We start from the raw sequence: 21,205 nt of genomic DNA on the forward strand, positions 1-21,205 counted from the left end.
GTCAGCGTCCTCCATGAACGTGGGTTGCGTCGGTCGGCCGTTCGAAGACGGCCGCCAGGCCCTGGCCCCCGCCGAGGCACATGGTCTCGAGGCCGTAGCGGGCCTGGCGGCGGTCGAGTTCGCGCAGCAGGGTGGCGAGGATGCGGCCTCCGGTGGCGCCGACGGGGTGGCCCAGCGAGATGCCGGAGCCGTTGACGTTGAACCGATCGAAGTCGGTCCCGGTCAGGCCCCATACGCGGGTGCAGGCCAGTACCTGGGCGGCGAAGGCCTCGTTGAGTTCGATCAGGTCGATGTCGGCGAGCTTCAGTCCGGCTCGCTCCAGGGCCCGAGCGGTGGCGGGTACCGGGCCGATGCCCATCGTCTCGGGCGGTACGCCGACGACGGCCCAGGAGACCAGCCGGCCCAGCGGACGCAGTCCGAGTTCGGCGGCACGCTCGGGGTGGGTCACGACGCACAGCGCGGCGCCGTCGTTCTGGCCGCTGGCGTTTCCCGCGGTGACGGTGGCCTCCGGGACCTGGCGGCCGAGCACGGGACGCAGCGCCGCGAGCTTCTCCAACGAGGAGTCGGGGCGCGGGTGTTCGTCCGTGTCGACGACCGTGACGCCCTTCCGGGACCATACGGCGACGGGCACGATCTCATCGGCGAAGCGGCCCTCCCGCTGGGCCGCCACGGCCTTCTCGTGGGAGCGCAGGGCGAGTCGGTCCTGTTCCTCGCGGGGGATGGCGTACTCGCGCCGAAGGTTCTCGGCGGTCTCCAGCATGCCCCCGGGGACCGGGTGGTTGGCGCCTCCCGACGTGACGCGCCCACGCGCCAGCCGGTCGTGCAGGGTGGCGCCGGCTCCGCGCACCCCCCAGCGCACACCGGTCGTGTAGAACTCGGCCTGGCTCATGGACTCGACGCCCCCGGCCAGCACGAGGTCGCTCGCACCGGTCTGCACCTGCATCGCCGCAGTGATGATCGCCTGCAGTCCGGAGCCGCAGCGGCGGTCGATCTGCAGTCCCGGCACGTCCACGGGCAGACCGGCGTCCAGGGCGGCCACGCGGCCGATGGCCGGGGCCTCGCCGTTGGGGTAGCACTGGCCCAGCAGGACGTCGTCCACGGCCGCGGGCGGTATGCCGGTGCGTTCCAGTACGGCGCGTACGACCGTGGCGGCGAGTTCGGCCGCCGTCACGTCCCGGAGGGCGCCGCCGTAGCCGCCGACGGGGGTACGCACGGGTTCGCAGATCACCGCGTCACGCAGGAGGGCGGGCATCAGCAGTTGCCTTTCATGAGGGGTCACATGTACCGGCCGCCGGTCACCTCGACCACCGCGCCGGTGACGTAGCCGGCCAGGTCGGAGGCGAGGAACAGGACGACCTGGGCGACCTCGGCGGGCTCTCCGGCACGTCCCATGGGGATCTCCGCGAGCTTCGCCTCCCAGGCGGCCCTGGGCATCGCCTCGGTCATGGCGGTACGGATCAGACCGGGCTGGACGGCGTTCACGCGGATCCCGGCCCGGGCGAGTTCCTTGGCGGAGGCCTTGGTGAGGCCGACGAGTCCCGCCTTGGCCGCGCTGTAGTTCGTCTGACCGAAGTTGCCGACCTTGCCGGCGATGGAGGAGATGTTGACGATGCTGCCGCCCAGACCGTGCGCGCGCATCGCCTCCGCGGCGTACCGGGTGCCGTTCCAGGCACCGGTCAGATGTACGTCGACCACGGCCCGGAAGTCGGCGACTGCCATCTTGCGCAGGGTCGCGTCCCGGGTGATCCCGGCGTTGTTGACCATCACGCCGACCGGTCCGAAGCTGTCGGTGCAGTGGGCGACGAGGGCGGCGACCTCGTCCTCGTCGGTGACGTCACAGCGCAGCGAGGTGGCGGCCACACCGTTCTCGGCCAGGCGTTGGGCGGCTTCCGCCGCCGCGTCCTCGTTGATGTCCCCGAGGACGACGGACGCCCCCTCGGCGCCGAGGACACCGGCGATCTCGAAGCCGATGCCCTGTGCGCCGCCGGTGATCACCGCGTTCCGGCCGTCCAGCAGTCCCATGTCAGCCCGCCCTGGCTCGACGCTATTCCTCTTAAATAGATAACCTATTATGCTGAAACAATCAATACAGCGACGGAGCCGTGCGCGCCGGACCGGACGAGGAGAGTACGCAGGTGGACATCAGCTATCCCCCCGAGACCGAAGCGTTCCGCACCGAGGTCAGGGCGTTCCTCGCCGAGACACTGCCGCCGGACTGGAACGGGATCGGGGCCCTCGACGAGGACGCGGCCTGGGCCTTCGCCCGCGACTGGCGTCGGCTGCTCGCAGAGCGCCGCTACCTCTCGCTGACCTGGCCCGAGCAGTACGGCGGCAGGGGCCTGACCAAGCTCCACCAGGTGGTGCTGATGGAGGAACTGGCGCTGGCAGGTGTGCCGTTCGGGCTGCCGCAGGACACCTTCGGCGTGAAGATGCTGGCCAACACGCTGCTGCGCTGGGGCACGGACGAGCAGAAGGCCCATTTCCTCCCTCGCATCCTCAGCGGTGAGGACACCTGGTGCCAGGGGTACTCGGAGCCGGACGCGGGCTCGGACCTCGCCTCGCTGCGGACGCGTGCGGTGCGCGACGGCGAGGAGTGGGTGATCGACGGCCAGAAGGTCTGGACCTCCGGCGCCCATCACAGCGACTGGATCTTCATGCTGGTCCGCACGAACCCCGACGCCCCCAGTCACCGCGGCATCTCCTTCCTCCTCGTCCCCCTCGGCCGGCCCGGCGTCGAGGTCCGGCCGTTCCGCATGATGAGCGGGCAGCTGCACTTCAACGAGGTGTTCTTCCAGGGCGCCCGCACCCGCGCGGATCTGGTCGTAGGCGGCGTCGACAACGGCTGGACGGTCGCCCAGAGCCTGCTGGGCGTGGAGCGCGGAGAGGAGGCGGCGACCAACCCGATCCTCTTCAAGGCGGAGGTGGAGCGTCTCGTCGAGCTGGCACGGCTGTACGGCAAGGACCGGGACCCGGTGATCCGCCAGCGGATCGCCTGGTGCTGGTCCAAGGTCGAGATCATGCGCTATCTCGGGTACCGGATCCTCACCGGCTGGCTCAAGGGCGCCGAGCCCGGACCCGAGTCGTCGATCGCCAAGCTGTACTGGAGCGAATACCACAACAAGGTCACCGACCTGGCGATGGACATCATGGGCCTGCACGGCCAGGTGCCGGTCGGCCGCCCGCCCCTGCGCACCTACCGCACCGACGACCCCGGCGCCGCGAACTCCTCGGCGTCGTGGTCGACGACCTATCTCATCGCCCGCTCCGGCACCCTCTACGCGGGGACCTCCCAGGTGCAGCGGAACATCCTTGCGGAGAAGGTGCTGGGGCTGCCGCGCGAACGGCGGGCAGCGGCGGGTTAGAGCCGGTCGGGGGCCGTGCCGGCGACGGCGGCGGGCCGCGTCGCGGGCGGGCGGGCGGCACCCGGTGGGCCCCGGCACCGCCGGCCTGGTGTCGCCGGGCCTGACGATCCTCGACCCGCTCAGGCGTCGGACGCCCCCGGGCCCCGTCGCTCGAAGGTCCTGAGCAGCGGCACCGGACGCGGCCCGGTCCCCGGGACCCAGCCCGTGTCCAGCTTGCGCAGGCCCACTCCGTCCGGCGCCCAGATGTGGCAGCTGTTCAGCACACCGGCCGTGGAGCGCGGGTCGTGGGCCTGCTCGCCGGCGTACCGCAGGCCCGCGTTCGCCGAGATGGCCGCCTGCACCACCGCGGGGCCCAGGGCGCGGGCCAGCTCGTGCAGGTGTGAACAGCCGGACACCCCGCGGAACCGCTCCTGGATGGCCCGGTTGTATCCGGCGGCGACGCTGAGCCCGACGAGCCCGTCGAACACCGGGGTGATCAACGGGCACTCGGCGTGCGGGAAGGTCCGCATGTCCGCGTCGGCGTGCACGACGACCATGTCGGCAAGGCGGACGCGCACGGCGAGCGCCATCCGGTGGACGACGCCGGCCGACGGCTCCGCCCAAGGGCGCACGTCGCTCAGTTCCGCCTCGACCGAGATCTCGTCGCCGCCTTCCGCGTACGCGGTGACGGTGATCGTGCGCCGGTGCAGCGGGAGTTCGGAGCGGGTCATGACGACGCCTCCTGCGCAAGCGTCGGCGCCACGGCCGCGGCATCCCCCAGCCCCGCGAACTCCGGCGGCCGGCGCTCGATGAAACTCCGCACGCCCTCGCGGTAGTCCGGGGCGCGCTTCGCCGTGGCCAGAAGGGCGGCAGCGTGGTCGCGGCTCTCGGTGAAGGTCCTCGCCTGGTCGTCGGCGAGCTGCCGCTTGATGAGGGACATCGCGTACGGGCTGGCCGAGCGAGCCAGCTCGCTCGCATAGGCGAGCGCCGCCGGGAGCAGGTCCCGCGGTTCGACCAGGCGGTTGACCAGTCCCATGGCCAGAGCCTCCGTCCCGTTGATCCGGCGCGAGGACAGCAGCAGGTCGGCGGCGTTGCCGTGGCCGACCACCCGGGGCAGGAGCCAGGACACGCCGTCCTCGGCCACCAGTCCGCGGGCGCTGAAGGCGGCGGCGAACCTGGCGTGCGGCACGGCGAACCGCACATCGCACATCAACGCCTGGTTGAACCCGATGCCGGCGCACGAACCGTTGACCGCCGCCACCACGGGCTTCGGGAAGGACATGGGGCGGGTGCGCGGGGGCAGCCGGTCGGTCGGCCAGGGGCGGGCGCCCGACGAGGCGGCGTCCAGGACGCTCATGTCCATTCCCGGGCAGAAGCTGCGCCCGGCGCCGGTGAGCACCACGGCCCGCACCCGTGGATCATGCTCCGCCCGGTCGAACAGTTCGTTGTAGAGCAGCTCCATCTCCAGCGTCCAGGCGTTGTGCCGCTCGGGCCGGTTCAGGGTCAGCAGCATGACTCCGTCATCGGTGAGATCGTTGAGGATCTCCGGGGCCGGGTTCTCGGTCATCGAGGTCACTCCCGCGGTATCCGTCGGCTGGACCGGCTTTATAGATAGATGAATCATCTATATACCAAAGGGCCGTCAGGACGCCAGATCAGGTCGCGCACGAGAAGGTCACCGAGGGCTTGACCTGGTACCCTCGATGCACTAAGACGATTCATTTAGCTATACGAGGAGCCCACCGTGGCCGAGGCAGCCCGCACCGCAGAAACGGCGACCGTGCCGGTCCCCGCCCGCAGTCGCGTAGGACGTCAGGTGCGGGTGCCGAAGACCGCCGAACTGGTCGCCGCGCACCTGCGTCGCCAGATCGTACGGGGCGAGCTGAAGCCCGACGACGCGCTGCCCCCGGAGTCGGGCCTGATGGAGCAGTTCGGCATCTCGCGGCCCACACTGCGCGAGGCGTTCAGGGTGCTGGAGTCGGAGTCCCTGATCACGGTGCGCCGCGGCGCCCACGGCGGAGCCCGGGTGAGTGCTCCGGACTCGGACGTCGCCGCGCGCTTCGCCGGCCTGATCCTCGAGTACCGCGGCGCCACCCTGGGTGACATCTACCGCGCCGCGGCCCTCATCGAGCCGCCCTGCGCCCGCCAGCTCGCCACCAAGCACACGGCCGACGACATCAAGCGGCTGCGCGACGCGGTGGCGACCGAGAAGGCCGCCCTCGACGACCCGCTCGCCCTGGTCGACGCGCAGGACGCCTTCCACGCCCTGCTGGTCGAACTCACCGGCAACCAGACCCTGATCCTGCTGTGCGGCATGCTGCGCAACATCATCGACCGGGCCAACGCCTCGTACACGGCGGGCGCGGCAGACGCCGAAGCCCAGAAGGCGCAAGCCCTCAAGGGACACCGGGCGCACGTGCGGATGGTCGGCCTGATCGAGTCCGGGAAGGCGGACGAGGCCGAGAAGCTGTGGCAGCGGCACATCTCCAGCGCGGACGACGTCGTGAACGCCGCGGGACCCAAGACGGTGCTCGAACTCCTCGACTGACCGGATCCACCTCGCGGCGGACCCGCCTCCGCTCCCCCCTTGCGCTCTCTAATCAGTTAGATAATTATAGAAGGCGTACTGAATAGTTCCTGGGGCCCGGAGGCGACGCCATGGCCGAACAGCGCAAGCCCATCTTCGACTGCGACCAGCACATGTACGAGGAGCGTGACTCCTTCACCCGCTACCTTCCGAAGGAGTTCCTCGGTGCGGCCGTCGCCCCGGTGACCCTGCCGGACGGGAGGGAGGTGATCCTCGCCGGGGACCGCATCGTCGTATGCCTGGAACCGGAGTTCGGGCAGGTGTACCGCCCCGGTTCGCTGAAGGAGATGCTCAAGGCGATGGCCTCGGGCAATCCCGAGGAGACGTACCAGTTCGAGCCGATGCACGAGTCGTACCAGAACCGCGACGCCCGGCTGCGCGTCATGGACGAACAGGGCCTGGACCAGACCATCATCTACCCGGGCGGCTGGGCGCTGGTCGCCGAGGAGTACGTGAAGGGCGTGGAGCCGCTCTACGCCAACTACCACTCCTTCAACCGGTACATGAACGAGGTCTGGGGCTTCGACCACCAGGGCCGCATCTACGCCCCCGCGCTGCTGTCCCTGCGCGACCTGCCCAGCGCGGTCAAGGAGTTGGAGTACGTCCTCGACCAGGGCGCCCGCTTCATCCTGCTGCCGACCGGCCCCGTGTACGGCCGCTCGCCGGGCGACCCGTACTTCGACCCGTTCTGGAAGCTGGTCAACGAGGCCAAGGCGAGCGTCTGCTACCACATCAGCGAGTTCTACTACAACTCGCAGGTGGCGCCCTCCTGGGGCTACGACCCGAACCCCATCCACTTCCGGATGTCGGCCTGGCAGTGGCAGAACACCTACGGCCAGCGCCCCGTCGAGGAGACGCTGTCCGCGCTGATCTTCGACAACCTTTTCGGCCGTTTCCCCGACATCAACGTCCTGGTGTCCGAGTTCGGCTCCGAATGGGTGCCGCACTTCGTGCGCCACATGGACAAGAGTCGCGGCATGGGCCGCAACGGCCCCTGGCTCGGCGGGCAGTTGGACGAGCGCCCCAGCCAGGTCTTCCGCAAGCACGTCCGCGTGGTGCCCTATCCGGAGGACGACATCGTGAACGTCGTCAGGCGCCTCGGTTATCACGAGTCCATCGTCATGGGCTCCGACTTCCCGCACGCCGAGGGCCTGGCCAATCCGGCCGACTTCCGCAAGCTCATCGCGGAACTCGACGAGTCCGCGCAGGACGACATCATGTTCAACAACGCTCAGCAGCTGATCAGCCGCTGAGCGGCAGGTTTCGAGCGGGGAGCCCGGTACCGGGATTCGGTACCGGGCTCAGATCCGTCCGGTCGGTGAGATCCGCCGCGAGATTCGCGATGTTGGTGAGCAGCGCCGTGCCACGCCGGGAGTGGTCGTAGCCGGCGAGCGGATAGCCGTTGCTCAGGCAGGCGAAGGACAGACCGGTCTCCGGGTCCATGAAGCCGAGTTGGTAGGCGGCTCCGGCGCTGCCGAAGAGGGCGGACGAACCGGTGGACGGCAGGTTGCTGCCCGCGTCCGGGCCGGCCACGGTGACGAAGAGGCCCATGCTGGTACGGCGGCCGGAGCCGCCCCCGTAGATCTGCTCGCCGTGCGGGTGGTCCGTCAGACGGATCCGGGTGCCCTGCGCCACCGCCTCCGGCTTCCACAGTCCCGAGTGCTCCAGCGCCTGGAAGTACAGGGCGACGTCGGCGGCCGTGGCCACCAGCGCGTGGCTGGGCTCCCCGGCCGCCAGCACCCGGGGGTCGGACAGGTACCAGGGGCCCCAGGGGTCGGGCTCCTGCTCGTCGCTCGTGCGGTCGGTGGCGGTCATCGGGGCGACGGTGCCGGGCTGCCGGTCCACCGGGACGCCGAGTTCGAGCGAGGACAGCCCGAGCGGCCCGGCGATCCGGTCGCGCAGATAGCCGGCGAACGCCAGGCCCGTACGCCGCTCCACGATCTCGGCGACCAGCCAGGCCGCCGAGGTGAGGTGGAACTGGAAGCGGCTGCCCGGCGGGTGGTCGAGCCGCCAGCGGCCGAAGGCGGCGAGACGCTGCTCGCGGTCGAGCATCTTCGGGTACCCGAGCGGTGCGAAGGGGAAGCCGGCGGTGTGGGTGAGCACCTGCTCGACCGTCACCTTCTCCTTCCCGTTGGGCGCGAACTCCGGGATGATCGCGGCGACTTCCTCGGCCACGTCCAGAAGGCCGTCGCCGATCAGCTTCCACACCGCTCCCGCGACGATCGACCGCCCGACGGACTGCAGGACGTATCGCGTGTCCGGTGCGGCGTCCCCCCAGGTCTCGAAGGCGACCAGCCTTCCGCCCCTCGCCACGGCGACCTGCACGGACGGCAACGGTCCGTGCTCGACCTCCAGACGGATCCGGCGCAGGAGCACGTCCAGCCGGTGCGGGTCGACGCCGACGGCCTGCGGGGCGACGACCGAGTGGTCAAGCGTCACGTGGTTCTCCTTCGAGCGCGATGGGTTCCCTGAGGCTTCGGCGTACGACCTTGCCGTTCGCGTTGCGTGGCAGGTCGTCCACGAACCACCAGCGGACGGGGACCTTGAACCCGGACAGCCGAGCGCGGGTGTGGCTGCTGAGTGCCGCGGGCTGCGGTGGGGCGTCGGGACAGGCGGGGACGACGAAGGCCACGACGGTCTGACCGAGCCGCTCGTCCGGAACTCCGGTGACCGCGGCGTCCGCCACCCCGGGGTGCGCGGACAGGACCGTCTCCACCTCCAGCGGGTGGACGTTCTCGCCACCACGGATGATCATGTCGGTGCGGCGGCCGAGCAGGTAGAGATACCCGTCCTCCGCCACGCGGCCCAGGTCGCCGCTGTGCAGCCAGCCCTCGGCGTCGATCCTGAAGAGGTGATCGGCGCGGGCGTGGATCTCTCCGACGCCGTCCGGGCCGGGATCGTGGACCCTGATCTCGACACCTGGTGCGGGCCGCCCCACCGACCGCAACAGCTCGGTGCGTCCGGCCACCGCCTCCCGGTGGTCCTCCGGAGTGAGCACGCTGATCGGCGAGCCCTCCGTCTGTCCGAACATGTTGAGCATGCGGACGCCGGGCATCGCCTCGTACGTCCGCCGAAGGGTGCCCGGACGTACAGGCGCGCCGCCGTACTGGAGGGTCCGCAGCGTCTCGTGGCGGGCCTGTCCGGCCGCCAGCAGCGTCTCCAGCATCGCGGGGACCATGCTGGTGTGCGTGGTGCCGAGGTCCCGCAGCAGGGCCCAGCCCTCGACGGTGAACCGGGGCAGGCCGGTGATCAGGGCGCCCGCGGCGAGGGCGACGGCGATGTTGCCGAGGCCCGCGATGTGATGGAAGGGGGCGCTGCCGCCGTAGAAGCTGTCGGGGTCCAGCCCGCACAGCCGCCCGTTCACCCGGGCCCGGGCGGCCAGGCGCAGCTGGCTCATGGGGACGGGCTTGGGCAGGCCCGTCGTCCCGGAGGTGTGCAGGACGGCGGCGAGGTCTCCGGGTCCGGCAGTCAACTGCCTTGCACCAGAGACGAGTTCGGGAACGACGGCCATCCGCCGACCGGAGAGTTCGGCGACCTGCCTGCCGAGGTCGGCGAACTCGGGCTGCGCCAGCAGGACGTGAGCCCGCGTCTGCTTGACCACCGCGGCGATCTCGTACGCCGTCATGCGGACGCCGAGCGGTGCGAGCGGGTGGCCGGATCCGGCACCGCCGATCACCAGCGCGAGGGCGTCGGCGGAGGTGGCGACCAGCGCGGGCACCGGTTCACCGGGCTTCAGGCCGAGGGTGTCCAGCCAGTCGGCCGCGCCGGCCGCACGGTCGAGGAGTTCGCGTCCGGTCCAGGTCAGGTCACCGAACCGGACGGCGGGACGGGCGTGGTCGTAGGCGCGGCTCACCAGGGCGGTCCAGGTGGCCGTCGTCCCGGCCTCCAGCGCGGCGGCCATCGGATCAGGGCTCCAGGCGGGCCGCCGCGGTGCCGGTGACCACCTCGGCGCCGTCCTGGTTGACGGTGCGCAGGCTGAAGTGCGCGACCGGGCCGGTCGTCGTGTCCTCGATCGAATCGACGGTGACCGTGGCGGTGAGGGTGTCGCCGGGCCAGACCTGAGCCTTGAAGCGCACGCCGTAGCGCAGCAGTGCCTCGGGGCCGACCCAGTCGGTCAGGACCCGGCCGGTCATGCCCATCGTCAGCATGCCGTGGGCGAACACGCCGGGGTAGCCCGCGGCCTCGACGGCGAACCGCTCGTCGGTGTGCAGCGGGTTGAAGTCGCCGGAGGCGCCCGCGTACTGCACGATCCGGGTGCGCCTGAGGTCGTCGACGAGGACGCTCTCGCGGGTCTCGCCGACCTTGATGCCGTCCGGGCTCGGGCTCATCGGGCGTCCTTCGGGGTCGCCGGGCCCTCGGGGACGACGGCCACGGTCACGGCGCTGACGACCGGTTCGCCGTCGGCGTCCCGGTACTCGGTGATGCGCTCGCTGAACAGCAGGCGGCCGGTGCGGCCCTGCTTCTCCCAGCTGCGACCGGTGCTGTTGTGCGCATAGAGGGTCTCGCCGGCGCGCACCGGGCGGTGGTACTCGAAGTGCTGCTCGGCGTGGAGCCCGCCACCGCCCTCGGCCATGACGCCGGCGTCACGCCCCGACCCGAACCACTCCTCGTCCGGCCTGGGACGCAGGTGGTAGTCGGAGTCGTAGTGGGCGCTCGCCATGGTGAAGGTGGGCGGTGCGAGTGCGGACTCACCCTCGTAGGCCGCGTTCTCGTCTCCGATGGCGCGGGCGAACATCATGATGTGCCCGGCCTCGACGGGGAAGGGTTGCCCTGTCATCTGCGTGTGCTCCTCGCATCGGTTCAGTACGGCAGAAACGCGTCGCGCGTGGCCTCGTCCGGGTCGAAGTCCGGGGGCAGTCCCTCGAACTCGGGCTCCCGCTTCTCCACGAAGCTCGACACGCCCTCACGGAAGTCGGGCGAGCCCGCGAAGAACTCCATGGCGGAGTAGGAGCGGGCGAGGGCGTCGGTGAAGGTGCGGTCCAGGTCGCCGTACACCTGGTGACGCAGGACGGCCATGGCCCGCGGCGAGCAGTTGCGGGCGATGTCCCGGGCGTAGGCGCGGGCGGCGTCGAGCAGGTCCTCGGGCTCCACGACGCGGCTGACCAGGCCGAGGCTCTGCGCCTCGTCGGCGTCGAAGACGCGGCCGGACAGCAGCAGGTCGAGCGCGTTCTCCAGACCGATGACACGCGGCAGCACGTACGGCAGGTTGTACTCGCCGGCCAGCCCGCGGCGGGTGAACGCGGTGGTGAAGCGGGCCCCGCGGGCGGCGAAGCGGACGTCGCAGATGAGGGCCTGGACCAGGCCGATGCCCGCGCAGGCGCCGTTGACGGCGGCGATCAGCGGCTTCGGCATGTTCCGCCTGCTGTACATGGGGACGCGGGCCTGGAGGTTGAGGGACTCCCCCGGCTGCGAGTTCTGCTCCAGGCGCTGCATGTCCATCCCTGGGCAGAAGGCCCTGCCCGCACCGGTGATGATCACGACTCTGACGGCGGGGTCCTGTGCGGCCTGGTCGAGGAGCGCGAAGAAGCGGCGCTCCATCGGCAGGCTCCACGCGTTCTTGCGCTCGGGCCGGTTGAGGGTGACGGTGGCGACGCCGTCCTCGTCGACCTCGTACAGGACCAGGTCCAGGTCCAGGTCCTCGGGGGCCATGGTCTCCTCGGGCATCACGTCACTCCTCGTCCAGCGGTTCGATCGGGTCGCCGACGCCGGGCCGTTCCCCGGAGATGGTCACCACCACCTGCCCGCGGGCGCAGACCCGTCCGTCGGCCCGCACGTCGACGTCGGCGAAGTGCACCCGGCCGCCCCGCCGCACACAGCGCGCGTACGCCACCGCCTCACGGCCGCGGGCGGGTGCGAGGTACTGCACCGACATCGACACGGTGCTGAGCCGGCTGCCCTTGGTGAAGTCGTGCCCGGCGATCACGGCTCCGGCGCCGGCCGTGTCGATGAGCGCGGAGATGACTCCGCCGTGGAAGACGTCCTCATGGGCCGAGAGGGACTCGGCGTAGGGGAGCACGATCTCGACCCCGTCCGCGTCCCAGCGCGTCACCCGTATGCGGCAGCGCCGGTTGAAGGCGACCCCGCGCTCCCAGCGGACCCGGAACCAGGCCCGGCGTTCGCGCTGTTGCTGATCGGTGAGGGTCCTCGCCGCGACGGTCATCAGCCCGCCCTCCGGTCCCGGCCTGGCGGCCGATCCATATAGTTACATGAATTGAACAGATGAGGCAATCGCCCGAGCCCGAAGCCGGACGCTAGATGTATTATTTATATAACTGATTCGCTGTCCGTGAACAGAGGGAGGCCCAGATGCCGTCGACCGCACTGGCCGGGATCCGCGTGCTCGATCTGTCCCGCATCCTCGCCGCGCCCCTGGCGACCCAGATGCTCGCCGATCTGGGCGCCGAGGTGATCAAGGTCGAGCGGCCCGGATCGGGGGACGACTCCCGGACGTACGGCCCTCCCTTCGCCCCCGGCCCCGGGGGCGAACGGACCGACACCGCCGCCTTCTACCTCTCCTGCAACCGCAACAAGCGGTCGGTCACCGTCAACCACGCCTCTCCCGAGGGACAGGAGCTGATCCGCGCCCTAGCCGCGCGGTCGGACGTGCTGGTGGAGAACTTCCGGACGGGCACGCTGGCCAAGTACGGCCTCGACCACAAGAGCCTGCGCGCGATCGACCCGCGCCTCGTCTACCTCTCGGTCACCGGCTTCGGCCAGACCGGCCCGTACGCCGACCGACCCGGCTACGACGGCATCTTCCAGGCCATGTCCGGGATGATGAGCGTCTCCGGGCACCCCGAGGAGCCGATGAAGGTCGGCGTCAGCATGATCGACATCCTCACCGGGCTCTACGCCTCCACGGCCGTCCTCGCGGCCCTGCGCCACCGGGACCGCACCGGCGAGGGGCAGTTCATCGACCTGTCCCTGCTGGACTGCGGCCTGGCCTCGCTGTCCCACTTCGCGATGAACTACCTGGTCTCCGGCGAGGTTCCGCAGCGGCGCGGCAACGGCGGGTACGGCGGGATCCCCTCTCAGGCCTTCCCCTGCAAGGACCGGCCGATCTTCCTGGTCGCGGGCAACGACAAGCAGTTCGCCGCGTTCTGCGCCGCGGCCGACCGCACCGACCTCCTCCAGGACGAACGGTTCGCCACGACCCCGGCCCGGATCGCGCACCGCGAGGAGATCCTGCCGGTGCTGGCGGCGATCCTTCGCACCCGCACCCGGGACGAGTGGCTGACCGTACTCGACGCACACGACGTCCCCGCGGGCCCGTACAACGAGCTGCCCGAGGTCTTCGCCGACCCGCAGATACAGCACCGGGGAATGCTGATCGAGGTCGAGGACCCGGCCTCCGGACAGCTCCCGATGCTCGCCAACCCCATCAGGTTCACGGCGACGCCGGTCGAGGGGTACACCCCGCCGCCGGCGCTGGGTGAACACACCGACGAAGTGCTCACCGCTCTTGCGGGGGTGACGGAAAGTCAGCTGGCTGCCCTGCGGGGCCGGGGTGTCGTGTAGCGGCGTCAGCCGATCAGGGTCCGGCCGCCCTCCAGCATCAGCGTCGCGCCGGTCAGATAGGCCATATCGTCGCTGACCAGCGCGACCACCGCCCGGCCGATGTCGGCCTCCGGGTCCCCGAGCCGGCCCAACGGGATCTGCCGGGCGAGCTCGTCCGCCTTGTGCGGGTGCGCCGCCAGATAGTCCTCGGCGGCCGGGCTGAGCGCGGCCGGACAGATGACGTTCACCCGGATCCCGTACGCGCCCCACTCGCGCGCGGCGACCCGGCTCAGGCCGCGGATCGCCTCCTTGGCCATCGCGTACGCCGCGAAGGTCGCCTCGCCCTGCACGGCGGCCGACGAGCCGAGGTTCACGACGCTGCCGCGGCTCTCCTTGAGATGGGGCAGGGCGGCCCGCATGGCGTGGAAGGCGGCCAACGGACCGCTCCGATAGGCGAGTTCGACATCCTCGTACGTCGTCTCCGCCAGCCGGCGCTGCACCGAGGACTGCGCGTTGTTGACGAGCACATCGAGACCGCCGAACTCCCGTACCGTCTCGGCCACCATGCGGTCGACGTCCTCCCGCTCCCCCACGTCCCCGACCACGGAGTACGCCCGTCCCCCGCGCTCGGCGATCACCCCGGCCGTGTCCGCCAGCTTGCCCTCGGTGCGACCGGTGATCACCACGGCCGCCCCTTCGGCGGCCAGCGCGAGCGCGATGCCGCGGCCCACGCCCTGCCCGCCGCCGGTGACCAGCGCCGTCCTCCCCGACAACCGTGCCATCACGTCTCCTTCCAGAAGCCCGTCCAGGCGGGGAAGGCCTCGGGCAGCGCCGGCTCTCCGGCACCCTCCCAGCCCTGGAATCCCACCGCCTGGGGGCGCTCGGTCACGTCCGCCGCGTACCAGTGCCGCTCGCGGCGCCGGGAGAAGTACCACTCGCCGTCCACGCGCGCGTAGTCGTCCCGGTAGCAGATCGCCATCACGATCCACCGCTCCCCCACCTCGTGTTCGGCCCGGCAGTACACCGCGCCGGTCGCCGTGTCACGGCCGGTGAACTCGATGCGGTGCCCGCAGATCTGGTGGACCGACCGGTGGAAGCCGCGCACCTGGGGTTCGATGTGTCGCCGCAGGACGTCCCGCCCGCGGCCGTGGCGCCCCATGTCCACGTCGGGCCGGAAGCAGCCGACCCACGCGTCCAGGTCGCGGCCGTCCACGGCGAGCGCGTAGCGGACGGGCAGCTGCTGGATGGCGAGCTGCGACTCGACGCGGTCGAGACGGTCCTCGACCGGCGTCACGGGCGCGGCTCCTTCGGCAGGCCCAGGACCTGTTCTCCGATGATGTTGCGCTGGATCTCGCTCGACCCGCCGTAGATCGTCTCCGCGAGGGCCAGCAGGAAGGAGCGCTGCCTGCGGTCCAGGGCGTAGTCTTCGCCGACGATCTGCCCGGCCGGACCAGCCAACTCCGTGGCCAGCTGGCCGAGTTGCTGGTGCCGGGTCGACGCGTACAGCTTCGCGGTGGTGGCCTGTGCTCCCGGCGTGCGGCCAGCGGTCAGTTCGGCGATGGTACGCAGGTTGGTGGTGCGCATGATGCGTACGGAGATCCAGGCGTCGACGATACGGCGGCGCAGCATCGGGTCGTCGAGCGCGCCCCGCTCCCGGGCCAGGTCGATCAGCGCCTCGGCCTCCCGCTCGAAGGTGAGCTGCTGGGGCAGGAGCGTGGTGCCGCGCTCGATGCCGAGCGTGGCCATCGCGGTGCGCCAGCCCTGACCGACCTCGCCGACGACCATGTCGGCGCCGGTACGGGCGTCGGAGAGGAAGACCTCGGCGAACTCGTCCTGGCCGGCGAGGTTGCGGATGGGACGGATCTCCACGCCGGGCTGGTCGGTGGGCACCAGCAGCAGGCTCAGGCCCTTGTGCCGCGCGGACTGCGGGTCCGTCCGGGTGAGGACGTAGAGCCAGTCGGCGTGCACACCGAACGAGGTCCACACCTTCTGTCCGCTGACCACCCACTCGTCGCCGTCCCGTTCGGCCCGGGTGCGCACGGACGCCAGGTCGGAGCCTGCGCCCGGCTCGCTGAAGCCCTGGCCCCACAGTTCCTCGACGGCGAGGATCGGCGGCAGGAAACGCTTCTTCTGCGCCTCGCTGCCCATCGTGAGGAGCATCGGGCCGAGCAGGTCGAGGGCGTTGACGGTGGCCCGGTACGGGGCGTTCACGCGGGCGTACTCGTACTCGAAGACGATCTCCTCGAGCAGCCCGAGCCCGCGTCCGCCGTACTCCCGGGGCCAGCCGATGCCCAGCCAGCCGCCTGCGGACAGTTCACGGTCCCAGGCGAGGCGGACCTCCCAGGCGGCTCCGTCGGTGGGGCCGCCCACGCCCCGGTGCTCGGCGAACTCCCCCACCAGGTGGTCCGCCAGCCAGTCCCGCACCTCGTCGCGGAAGTCGCGTGCCGCGGGCCCGAAGTCCAGCTCCATGTCAGCTTCTCCCTGAGGTCTCAGATGCCGAGCCGGGTGGCGAGCAGTTCCCGGTGGTACGACGGTGTGCCGAGCAGGACTTCGGAGCTCTTGGCCCGCTTGAGGTACAGGTGCGCGGGGTGCTCCCAGGTGAAGCCGATGCCGCCGTGGACCTGGATGTTGTCGGCGGCGACCTTGGTGAACGCCTCCGAGCAGAAGGTTTGGGCGAGCGCGGCGGCGAGGGCGATGTCCGTCCCGTCGTCCGCGTCCAGCGCCCACAGTCCGCCGTAGGCGGCCGAGCGGGCGGACTCGATCTCCACGAGCATGTCGGCGCACTTGTGCTTGATCCCCTGGAACGAGCCGATGGGACGGCCGTACTGCTCGCGGATCTTGGCGTACTCGACCGCGGCGTCCAGGGCGGCCGCGGCTCCTCCGACCTGTTCGGCGGACAGGAGTACGGCGGCGGTCGCGAGGGTGCGCTCCAGGGCGGGCCACGCCGTGCCCTCGGCGCCCAGGAGACGGGCAGGGGTGTCCGTGAACTCGAGCCGGGCCTGTTTGCGGGTCTGGTCGAGGGTGGGGAGAGGGGTGCGGGCGAGGCCTGGCGCGTCGGCGGTCTCGACCGCCAGGAGGCTGATGCCACCGGGCGTGCGGCCGGCGACCAGGAGCAGGTCTGCCAGGTGTCCGTCCGGGACGTACGTCTTCACGCCGTTCAGTCGCCAGCCGCCTGTCTCGTCGTGGGCGGCGGTGAGCCCGATGCCCTGCTCGTCCCAGCGGCCGCCGTCCTCGGTGAGCGCCAGGGTGGCCACCGTCCCGCCGGACGTGATGCCCGGCAGGAAGTCGTGCCGCGCCTGCTCGTCGGCGCAGCGCAGCAGGGCCTCGGCGGCGAGGGCGACGGTGGCGAAGTACGGCCCGCCGAGCAGCGCGCGGCCCGACTCCTCGAACACGATGCCGAGATCGACGTAGCCGAAGCCCGAGCCGCCGTACTTCTCCGGGACGGCGAGCCCCTGGAGGCCGAGTTCGCCGGCCATCCGCCGCCAGACGACGGGGTCGTGCCCCTGGGGGTCGGCGGCCAGGCGGCGCACGTTGGCCTCGTCGGAGTGCTTGGCGAGGAACGAGCGGACGACCTTGCGCAGTTCGTCCTGTTCCTCGCTGAAGGTGAGATCCATCCCGAACTTCCCGTCCTCCGCGCAACGTCCCGTGCGGCCCGCTTGCCGCCCAACCTTCGATACAGTTAGATAATTATAGTATCCACACTGAATACACCAGGAGCGCGACGTGACCGATCCCTACGCCCCGTTCACGAGCCTGACCTTCGAGCGGCCCGCGCCCGGTGTGCTGCGGATCGTGCTCGACGCCCCGAACCTGAACGCCGTGGATCCGCGGATGCACGGCGAACTCGCCGACGTCTGGTCCGTCGTGGACCGCGACCAGGAGACCCGTGCGGTGCTCGTCCAGGGGGCGGGCCGGGCGTTCTCGGCGGGCGGGACCTTCGACTCCATCGAGGCCATGACCGAGGACTACACGGTGCGCGCCCGGGTGATGCGGGAGGCACGCGACATGGTCTACGGCGTGCTCGACTGCTCCAAGCCGGTGGTCTCCGCGATCCACGGCCCGGCGGTCGGGGCGGGTCTGGTCATCGGCATGCTGGCGGACATCTCCGTCGCCGCCCGCACCGCGAAGATCGTCGACGGGCACACACGGCTCGGTGTCGCGGCCGGTGACCATGCCGCCATCTGCTGGCCCTTGCTGTGCGGCATGGCCAAGGCCAAGTACTACCTGCTCACCTGCGAGACCCTCACCGGCGAGGAGGCCGAGCGGATCGGGCTGGTGTCGAAGTGCGTGGACGACGCCGACGTGCACACCGAGGCGCTGCAGGTGGCGACCGCCCTGGCAGCCGGACCGGCCAGCGCGATCAGCTGGACGAAACGGTCCCTCAACCACTGGTACCGCACCGCCCAGCCCATCTTCGAGGCCTCGCTGGGGCTGGAGTTCTTCGGGTTCGGCGGGCACGAGGTCGTCGAGGGACTCGCCGCGCACCGCGAGAAGCGGACCGCGGACTTCGAGGGCGTCGGCGGCAAGCACCCGCTCGACCTGTGACCACCGTACGAGAGGAACCGATCGACCATGGCACCACAGCAGACCAGCACCGAGGTCCCCCTTCTGGTCAAGGGGCTGACCTATGAGGAGATGCCGGTCGGGCAGGTCTTCCGGACCGCTCGCCGCACCATCACGGAGACCGATCTGGTCAATTTCGTCACCTGGGGCGGCTTCACCGAGCCCCTTTTCTGGGACGCCTCGCACGCCGCGGACGGCGGCTACTCGGGGCGACTCGTCCCGGGGGGACTGACCTACTGCATCGCCGAAGGCCTCGTCCTCCAGACGAACGTGCTGCACGGCACGGGCCTCGCCTTCCTGCACATGGAGCTCACCGTGCGGGGTCCGGTGTACGTCGGCGACACCGTGCACGCCGTCGTGGAGACCACGGAGTGCCGGCCCTCCAGCAAGCCCGGCCGGGGCGTGGTGACCAGCCGGATCACCGTACGCAACCAGCGGGACGAGGACGTCCTCGTCTACACGCCGGTGCGACTGATCCGCGGCCGGGACTACGAGGCTCCGGCGTCCTGAGTCCGGGGAAGGGACGGCACCAGGCTCAGTCCTGTGGGCCGCCCCGCTTCGGGTACGGCGGCGCCGGCGAAGGCGCCGTGGTGCAGCCAGTCGGAGGGGATCGAGGGACGCGGCGGGGCCTCGTGGTCCGGGACCGCCATCGCGTACAGGCGGGTGTAGCGGAACTTGGCCTCCAGGTTGTCCAGGACCGACCAGTACTCGTAGCCGCACACCTGCACACCGGCCGCGGTGAGTCCGGCCAGCCAGGTGAGCCTGGCGCGCAGCAGGGCCCGGCGCCGGTCGTCGTCGCTGTGTCCCGTGGCGTCGACGAGGTCCAGGTCGCCCATGCCGTTGTCGATGACGGACAGCGGCGGCAGCACGTCGCCGTAGAGCTCGTAGAGGCCGGCGACGGCGTCGGCGAGCCCTTCGGGGATGATCGGCCAGCCGTAGGCGGTGGTCTCCACGTCGTCGAACGGGACGATCGCGAAGCCCAGGCCCACGAGCAGGCGGTTCACCTCGTTGAGGGCGCTCTGGCAGGTTCTCGTCGGCAGCACGCGGGGCAGGTTCTCGGGCGCGGTGACGCGGAACGGGGTGTGCCAGGACAGGCCCAGCAGGTCCTGCTCGGTGGTGATGGTCTCCAGGTCGCCGGGGCGCACGCAGCCGGTGTCCTCGACCGGTGAGTCGCCGTCCTCGGTCACCATGTGCTCGCCGAGCAGCAGGGGGTCGAGGAAGAGTCGGTTGGTCCAGCTCTCCAGGCGTTCCAGGGCGAGACGGTCGTATGGGTCCTCGGTGGCCGGGTAGCCGCCCACGAGGGTGACCGTGGTGCCGATCCGGCCTCGCGCGCCGGTGGCCCTCAGGGCCCGGGTGGCGAGCCCGTTGGCCAGCAGGATGTGGTGGACCGCGGGCAGTCCCGCCCGGCCCGCACCCCGGCTCGGGGGGTACATTCCGGCCACGTGGTCCGCGAGCGTGGGGCCTGCGAGGTCGGTGGAGGTGATCCAGCGTTCCACCCGGTCGCCGAAACGGCGGCCCAGCTCGGCTGCGTAGGCGGCGAAGTGCTCGGCGGTGTCGCGGGCGAGCCAGCCGCCGGCGGCGTCCACCCAAGGCGGCAGTGAGCGGTCGAGCAGGGTGAGGGCGGGGCGGCTGCCGTGCGCGAGCAGTGCGTCGAGCGCGCGGTCACAGCGGTCCAGGGCGTCCCGGTCCCAGCTGCCGGGGCCGTCGGGCTGGAGCTGCGGCCATCCGGCGACCATGCGGTGGGTGTCCGCGACGACACCGGTCAGCTGCTTCAGGTCGTCGGTCCACTGGCGGAAGTGCCCGCCGCGTTCCGGCAGGGGCGGCAAGGGCGCCGCGATGGTGTCCGCCGTGGCGACCCCCCAGTCGGCACGGCGAAGGGATTCATGCAGGAAACCATCGCTCATGGTTACCGTCCAGGCGGTGAATGGTTTAGCGCATTCAACTGAATGTCCGCCGACTGGACGCTAACAGGTCAAACACACCACGACAATGTTTCGGCCAGATCTACCGATATGGCATCCGGCCGTCCCCAGGACGAGGTCGGCCGCCCTCCACGCCATGGCCGGTGGGTCGAGGCCGAACCGGCTGGCCGAGCAGGCTGGCCGAGCAGGCTGGCCGAGCAGAACACCGCGACTTCGGGCCCGGGCCGCGGTGAACGCCTCATGTCCTCTCTCGGCTCCCGACCGGATCGGGCGGGGCGCGGCTCCTAGTGGCCCAGGCGGCGAGCGGTCGGCATGGTTCTCGCCCCGGCGGCGCCGACGCACGGCCGCTGTGCCCGTGTCGTGACCTGCTGGTCGTCCGAGCGGGGTGTGCCGTCCGTCTCGTACCGAGCCCGGCGGCGGATCTCGCAGGAGACGGTTCACCGATCGGACGGGCCGGCTCCGGCGATCCGTCGCCGAATTCGTCAAAGGGTTGAGCGCTTGTGGCCGACTGTTCACGATTTGCCTGTCAGGTGCCCGATGGCATGACCTCGGGCCCAGCGCTGCAGAAGCGAGTCCAGCATGGTGCGTGTCCGTGCGTCCCTGTCTCAACTGCCCGCCTACGTCCCGGGGCGCACACCACCCGGGGCCATCGTTCTGGCAAGCAACGAATCACCCCACGGGCTGCTGCCCGGGGTGGCCGGCACCCTCGCGGAGGCGGCGGGCGGAATCTCCAGGTACCCCGACCTCGATGCCACCGACCTCGTCCAGGTCCTGGCCGCGCACCACGGTGTCGAACGCCGTCAAGGTGCCCCTGCGCGATCACGCTCTCGACCTCGACGCCATGGCGGGAGCGATCACGGCCCGGACCCGGCTGGTGTTCGTGTGCAATCCCAACAACCCCACCTCGACCGCGGTCGGTGAGCGCCGTCTGTCCGACCGTGGTGGCCCTGCCGTCGAGGACCACGGTGACCTCGCTCGCCGGGCCGCGGTCGGTGGCGCCGTCGCGGTCATCGGTGGGCGTCGCGGGAGGGCCCTCGTCCGCGTGGAACAGTCTCCGCCCCGCCTCACCGCACCGTCCTCGACGGCGCGCAGCAGGTCCGCCCCGACCTGCCGTTCGCGTGCAGGGGCGGTGTGTGCGGAACCTGTCGCGCCCTCGTCACCCACGGCCGGGCCGACATGCGCCGCAACTACGCGCTCGAACCGGCGGAGGTCTCCGCGGGTTACGTCCTGACCTGCCAGACCTTCGCCGCCTCCGACACCCTCACGGTCGACTTCGACAGCTGAGGTACGACTGG

Annotated in this window: 21 protein-coding genes and 1 pseudogene; 7 read left to right on the forward strand and 15 right to left on the reverse strand. The window is 71.0% G+C overall.

The genetic code is table 11. The annotated features are described in order from the left end of the window. Window position 1: 1 nt before the first annotated feature. Together BG482_RS02935 and fabG are read right to left on the reverse strand one after the other, a co-directional pair. The gene (locus tag BG482_RS02935) at window positions 2-1,252 is read right to left on the reverse strand and encodes an acetyl-CoA C-acetyltransferase (RefSeq protein WP_218108762.1); all 1,251 of its coding nucleotides are present in this window, start codon (window positions 1,250-1,252) and stop codon (window positions 2-4) included. Window positions 1,253-1,275: 23 nt separating this feature from the next. Next, window positions 1,276-2,022, reverse strand: coding sequence for a 3-oxoacyl-ACP reductase FabG (fabG, locus tag BG482_RS02940; protein ID WP_069767227.1), 747 nt, complete (start codon window positions 2,020-2,022; stop codon window positions 1,276-1,278). An 80-nt stretch (window positions 2,023-2,102) separates the two neighbouring features. Between fabG and BG482_RS02945 the strand changes: the two genes are divergently transcribed. Beyond that, entirely contained in the window at window positions 2,103-3,362 is a 1,260-nt protein-coding gene (locus BG482_RS02945) for an acyl-CoA dehydrogenase family protein (protein ID WP_256096222.1), read from the forward strand. 119 nt (window positions 3,363-3,481) lie between these two features. On the opposite strand, the gene BG482_RS02950 is transcribed toward BG482_RS02945, so the two are convergent. Continuing rightward, the gene (locus BG482_RS02950) at window positions 3,482-4,072 is read right to left on the reverse strand and encodes a DUF2889 domain-containing protein (RefSeq protein ID WP_069767228.1); all 591 of its coding nucleotides are present in this window, start codon (window positions 4,070-4,072) and stop codon (window positions 3,482-3,484) included. Further along, window positions 4,069-4,908, reverse strand: coding sequence for an enoyl-CoA hydratase-related protein (locus BG482_RS02955; protein ID WP_069767229.1), 840 nt, complete (start codon window positions 4,906-4,908; stop codon window positions 4,069-4,071). Before BG482_RS02955 ends, BG482_RS02950 begins: the two co-directional genes overlap by 4 nt. Window positions 4,909-5,085: 177 nt before the next feature. Between BG482_RS02955 and BG482_RS02960 the strand changes: the two genes are divergently transcribed. Then, window positions 5,086-5,889, forward strand: coding sequence for a FadR/GntR family transcriptional regulator (locus BG482_RS02960; RefSeq protein WP_069767230.1), 804 nt, complete (start codon window positions 5,086-5,088; stop codon window positions 5,887-5,889). Between the two features lie 110 nt (window positions 5,890-5,999). After that, window positions 6,000-7,181: an amidohydrolase family protein gene (locus BG482_RS02965; RefSeq protein WP_069767231.1), complete on the forward strand. Its 1,182-nt coding sequence runs from the start codon at window positions 6,000-6,002 to the stop codon at window positions 7,179-7,181. Here the strand turns inward: BG482_RS02965 and BG482_RS02970 are convergent. From BG482_RS02970 to BG482_RS02995, 6 genes are read right to left on the reverse strand one after another with little or no spacing between them, the layout of a single operon-like run. Beyond that, window positions 7,171-8,367: a serine hydrolase gene (locus tag BG482_RS02970; RefSeq protein WP_256096223.1), complete on the reverse strand. Its 1,197-nt coding sequence runs from the start codon at window positions 8,365-8,367 to the stop codon at window positions 7,171-7,173. The genes BG482_RS02965 and BG482_RS02970 overlap by 11 nt on opposite strands. Continuing rightward, complete coding sequence (locus BG482_RS02975; protein ID WP_079141547.1) at window positions 8,357-9,829, reverse strand: class I adenylate-forming enzyme family protein; 1,473 nt, start codon at window positions 9,827-9,829, stop codon at window positions 8,357-8,359. The genes BG482_RS02970 and BG482_RS02975 overlap by 11 nt, the downstream gene beginning before the upstream one ends. A 4-nt stretch (window positions 9,830-9,833) precedes the next feature. Further along, window positions 9,834-10,256, reverse strand: coding sequence for a MaoC/PaaZ C-terminal domain-containing protein (locus tag BG482_RS02980; protein ID WP_069767232.1), 423 nt, complete (start codon window positions 10,254-10,256; stop codon window positions 9,834-9,836). Further along, the gene (locus BG482_RS02985; protein ID WP_069767233.1) at window positions 10,253-10,705 is read right to left on the reverse strand and encodes a MaoC family dehydratase N-terminal domain-containing protein; all 453 of its coding nucleotides are present in this window, start codon (window positions 10,703-10,705) and stop codon (window positions 10,253-10,255) included. The genes BG482_RS02980 and BG482_RS02985 overlap by 4 nt, the downstream gene beginning before the upstream one ends. Before the next feature lie 23 nt (window positions 10,706-10,728). Continuing rightward, a complete protein-coding gene (locus tag BG482_RS02990; RefSeq protein WP_069767365.1) occupies window positions 10,729-11,592 on the reverse strand; it encodes an enoyl-CoA hydratase-related protein in 864 nt (287 codons plus the stop codon). A 4-nt stretch (window positions 11,593-11,596) separates the two neighbouring features. Next, window positions 11,597-12,088: a PaaI family thioesterase gene (locus BG482_RS02995; RefSeq protein ID WP_069767234.1), complete on the reverse strand. Its 492-nt coding sequence runs from the start codon at window positions 12,086-12,088 to the stop codon at window positions 11,597-11,599. Window positions 12,089-12,234: 146 nt separating this feature from the next. Here BG482_RS02995 and BG482_RS03000 point away from each other — a divergent pair, with 146 nt between their 5' ends. Then, complete coding sequence (locus tag BG482_RS03000) at window positions 12,235-13,446, forward strand: CaiB/BaiF CoA-transferase family protein (RefSeq protein WP_069767235.1); 1,212 nt, start codon at window positions 12,235-12,237, stop codon at window positions 13,444-13,446. Window positions 13,447-13,451: 5 nt separating this feature from the next. Here the strand turns inward: BG482_RS03000 and BG482_RS03005 are convergent, their stop codons facing one another. From BG482_RS03005 to BG482_RS03020, 4 genes are read right to left on the reverse strand one after another with little or no spacing between them, the layout of a single operon-like run. Next, the gene (locus BG482_RS03005) at window positions 13,452-14,207 is read right to left on the reverse strand and encodes an SDR family NAD(P)-dependent oxidoreductase (RefSeq protein ID WP_069767236.1); all 756 of its coding nucleotides are present in this window, start codon (window positions 14,205-14,207) and stop codon (window positions 13,452-13,454) included. Next, window positions 14,207-14,719, reverse strand: a complete 513-nt coding sequence (locus tag BG482_RS03010) for a nuclear transport factor 2 family protein (RefSeq protein WP_069767237.1) — start codon at window positions 14,717-14,719, stop codon at window positions 14,207-14,209. Before BG482_RS03010 ends, BG482_RS03005 begins: the two co-directional genes overlap by 1 nt. Next, window positions 14,716-15,894, reverse strand: a complete 1,179-nt coding sequence (locus BG482_RS03015; protein ID WP_069767238.1) for an acyl-CoA dehydrogenase family protein — start codon at window positions 15,892-15,894, stop codon at window positions 14,716-14,718. The genes BG482_RS03010 and BG482_RS03015 overlap by 4 nt, the downstream gene beginning before the upstream one ends. 20 nt (window positions 15,895-15,914) lie before the next feature. After that, window positions 15,915-17,039 (reverse strand): acyl-CoA dehydrogenase family protein, encoded by a 1,125-nt coding sequence (locus tag BG482_RS03020; protein ID WP_069767239.1) that lies wholly within the window; start codon window positions 17,037-17,039, stop codon window positions 15,915-15,917. A 109-nt stretch (window positions 17,040-17,148) separates the two neighbouring features. Here BG482_RS03020 and BG482_RS03025 point away from each other — a divergent pair, with 109 nt between their 5' ends. Together BG482_RS03025 and BG482_RS03030 are read left to right on the forward strand one after the other, a co-directional pair. Beyond that, window positions 17,149-17,970 (forward strand): enoyl-CoA hydratase/isomerase family protein, encoded by an 822-nt coding sequence (locus tag BG482_RS03025; RefSeq protein ID WP_069767240.1) that lies wholly within the window; start codon window positions 17,149-17,151, stop codon window positions 17,968-17,970. A 27-nt stretch (window positions 17,971-17,997) separates the two neighbouring features. After that, on the forward strand, window positions 17,998-18,498 hold the full coding sequence (locus BG482_RS03030; protein WP_069767241.1) for a MaoC/PaaZ C-terminal domain-containing protein: 501 nt from the start codon (window positions 17,998-18,000) through the stop codon (window positions 18,496-18,498). Here the strand turns inward: BG482_RS03030 and BG482_RS03035 are convergent. Beyond that, window positions 18,477-19,892, reverse strand: coding sequence for a family 1 glycosylhydrolase (locus BG482_RS03035; RefSeq protein WP_069767242.1), 1,416 nt, complete (start codon window positions 19,890-19,892; stop codon window positions 18,477-18,479). The two genes, BG482_RS03030 and BG482_RS03035, sit on opposite strands and share 22 nt — an antisense overlap. A gap of 1,077 nt (window positions 19,893-20,969) precedes the next feature. Here BG482_RS03035 and BG482_RS40480 point away from each other — a divergent pair. Then, window positions 20,970-21,194: pseudogene (locus BG482_RS40480) on the forward strand (2Fe-2S iron-sulfur cluster-binding protein); the annotation flags it as partial. Window positions 21,195-21,205 lie beyond the last annotated feature (11 nt).

The organism is Streptomyces sp. LUP30, from assembly GCF_001746365.1.
Classification (GTDB): domain Bacteria; phylum Actinomycetota; class Actinomycetes; order Streptomycetales; family Streptomycetaceae; genus Streptomyces.

Coding starts and splice junctions, on each gene's coding strand:
- BG482_RS02995 (WP_069767234.1), bottom strand. CDS start 12,088: ATGACCGTCGCGGCGAGGACCCTCACCGATCAGCAACAGCGCGAACGC.
- BG482_RS02935 (WP_218108762.1), bottom strand. CDS start 1,252: ATGCCCGCCCTCCTGCGTGACGCGGTGATCTGCGAACCCGTGCGTACC.
- BG482_RS02965 (WP_069767231.1), top strand. CDS start 6,000: ATGGCCGAACAGCGCAAGCCCATCTTCGACTGCGACCAGCACATGTAC.
- BG482_RS03030 (WP_069767241.1), top strand. CDS start 17,998: ATGGCACCACAGCAGACCAGCACCGAGGTCCCCCTTCTGGTCAAGGGG.
- BG482_RS02950 (WP_069767228.1), bottom strand. CDS start 4,072: ATGACCCGCTCCGAACTCCCGCTGCACCGGCGCACGATCACCGTCACC.
- BG482_RS02955 (WP_069767229.1), bottom strand. CDS start 4,908: ATGACCGAGAACCCGGCCCCGGAGATCCTCAACGATCTCACCGATGAC.
- BG482_RS03020 (WP_069767239.1), bottom strand. CDS start 17,039: ATGGATCTCACCTTCAGCGAGGAACAGGACGAACTGCGCAAGGTCGTC.
- BG482_RS02975 (WP_079141547.1), bottom strand. CDS start 9,829: ATGGCCGCCGCGCTGGAGGCCGGGACGACGGCCACCTGGACCGCCCTG.
- BG482_RS03015 (WP_069767238.1), bottom strand. CDS start 15,894: ATGGAGCTGGACTTCGGGCCCGCGGCACGCGACTTCCGCGACGAGGTG.
- BG482_RS02980 (WP_069767232.1), bottom strand. CDS start 10,256: ATGAGCCCGAGCCCGGACGGCATCAAGGTCGGCGAGACCCGCGAGAGC.
- BG482_RS02985 (WP_069767233.1), bottom strand. CDS start 10,705: ATGACAGGGCAACCCTTCCCCGTCGAGGCCGGGCACATCATGATGTTC.
- BG482_RS03035 (WP_069767242.1), bottom strand. CDS start 19,892: ATGAGCGATGGTTTCCTGCATGAATCCCTTCGCCGTGCCGACTGGGGG.
- BG482_RS02990 (WP_069767365.1), bottom strand. CDS start 11,592: ATGCCCGAGGAGACCATGGCCCCCGAGGACCTGGACCTGGACCTGGTC.
- fabG (WP_069767227.1), bottom strand. CDS start 2,022: ATGGGACTGCTGGACGGCCGGAACGCGGTGATCACCGGCGGCGCACAG.
- BG482_RS03000 (WP_069767235.1), top strand. CDS start 12,235: ATGCCGTCGACCGCACTGGCCGGGATCCGCGTGCTCGATCTGTCCCGC.
- BG482_RS03005 (WP_069767236.1), bottom strand. CDS start 14,207: ATGGCACGGTTGTCGGGGAGGACGGCGCTGGTCACCGGCGGCGGGCAG.